The organism is Burkholderia sp. Ac-20392 (genome assembly GCF_017104585.1).
GTDB classification, from domain to species: Bacteria; Pseudomonadota; Gammaproteobacteria; order Burkholderiales; family Burkholderiaceae; genus Burkholderia; species Burkholderia lata.
Genome location: NZ_JAAGPB010000973.1, coordinates 1 through 1,606, shown reverse-complemented (window position 1 = coordinate 1,606; position 1,606 = coordinate 1). Strand labels below are relative to the sequence as shown.

3 protein-coding genes are annotated in these 1,606 nt (G+C 69.1%); all 3 read right to left on the bottom strand.

The features are described from left to right. Positions 1-115 (bottom strand): SDR family NAD(P)-dependent oxidoreductase (locus G3N99_RS40205; protein ID WP_241012094.1); only part of this gene is annotated, 115 nt, incomplete at its 3' end. Positions 116-152: 37 nt separating this feature from the next. Then, a complete protein-coding gene (locus G3N99_RS40200) occupies positions 153-911 on the bottom strand; it encodes an SDR family oxidoreductase (protein ID WP_206125190.1) in 759 nt (252 codons plus the stop codon). Positions 912-951: 40 nt separating this feature from the next. Further along, positions 952-1,606: SDR family oxidoreductase (locus G3N99_RS40195; protein WP_206125189.1), on the bottom strand; the 655-nt coding region annotated here is incomplete at its 5' end.

Sequence of the window (1,606 nt, the reverse complement as noted above, 5' to 3'; positions counted from 1 at the left end):
CGATCTCGGCCACGGCGACGCGCGCGCCGGCCGCGCCGAACGCTTCCGCGCACGCACGGCCGATGCCCGCGCCGCCGCCGGTGATCAACACGGTCTTGCCGGTGAATGAAATCATCGATGGACTCCTTTGAACGGGAAAGCGGCGCGTCGCGTCACAGCGACGACACCAGTTGCGCGTTGTCGATCCGCAGCTCCGCACCGTTCACGAAACGCGATTCGTCGGACGCGAGGAACAGCACGAGATTCGCGACGTCCTGCGGGTCGCACATGCGCGCCATCGGATCGCTGCCGATGCCGAGCGCGGCCGGGTCGAGATCGGGCATCAGCGCCTGCGTCATCGGCGTCCAGATCCCGTCCGGATGGATCGAGTTGCAGCGGATCCGGTAGCCGCTGCGCTTGCAGTGCACCGCGACGCTGCGCGCGAGCGCCGTCACCGCGCCTTTCGACCCGGTGTACGCGCACATCATCGGCAACCCGCCGAGCGCGGCGACCGACGACATCATCACGATCGAGCTCGGCGTGTCGTTGCCCTTCATCGCGCCGATCGCGTACTTGCAGCCGAGGAAATAACCATCGGCATTGGTGCGCATCACGCGCCGCCACGTGTCGAGGCTCGTGTCCTCGATCGAGCCGACCGGGCAGATCGCCGCATTGTTGACGAGTACATCGAGACGGCCGAAGCGGTCGAGCGTCGATGCGATCGCATGCTGCCAACCGGCTTCGTCGGCGATGTCGTGGTGGACGAACAGCGCGGCGTCGCCGATCTCGCGTGCGAGCGTACGGCCTGCGTCCTCGTCGATGTCGGTCAGCACGACACGCGCGCCTTCGGCGGCGAGCAGCAGCGCATCCGCGCGGCCGACGCCGCTCGCCGCGCCGGTGACCAGCGCGACCTTGTTTGCGACTCGATTCATGTTCGGTCGAATTCCTTTGACGTTGAAAGAAGGCAGGCACTCATGCGGCGCCCGGCACGCGGCCGGCCTTGATCGCGTCGAGCGCGGCCGTGCCGTAGATCTGCGCGATCGTGTCGTCGACGCGCGGGTTGGTGCGCAGCTCATGGCCGCCGTCAACCGCGAAGCTCTGGCCGGTCACCCAGCCCGACTCGGGGCCGGCGAGATAGCGCACCGCATGCGCGATCGCTTCCGGCTCGCCGAGCGTGCCGAGCGGAATCTGTTCGAGAAAGCTGTCGACGAGCGCGCGGTTGTCGAACATCGGCGCGGTGGCTTCGGAGCGCGTGAGGCCCGGGCGCACCGCGTTCACGCGGATCTTCGCGCCGGCCAGTTCCTCGGCCGCGCCGCGCACGAGCGCTTCGAGCGCGGCCTTCGCGGTGCAGTACGCGGACAGCCAGCGGAAATTGATCTGCGCGGCCGTCGACGAAATGCAGACGATCGCGCCGCCGCCGCTGTCGGCGAGCCGCGGGGCGGCGTGACGGATCGCGGCGAACGCGCTGTGCAGGTTCAGGTCGATTTCCGCGCGGAAGGTGTCGGCGTCGTGCAGCAGCAGCGGCCGGAAGCCGGCACCGCCGACCGTCGGCACGACGATGTCGAGGCGCTGGTCGAGCGCCCATGCGCAGTCGAGCGCGGCCTGCAGGTCGGCTTCGTCGCAGGCA

What these genes read in the sequence shown, in the direction of transcription:
- G3N99_RS40200 (WP_206125190.1), bottom strand. Translation starts at nt 911, where the DNA reads ATGAATCGAGTCGCAAACAAGGTCGCGCTGGTCACCGGCGCGGCGAGC.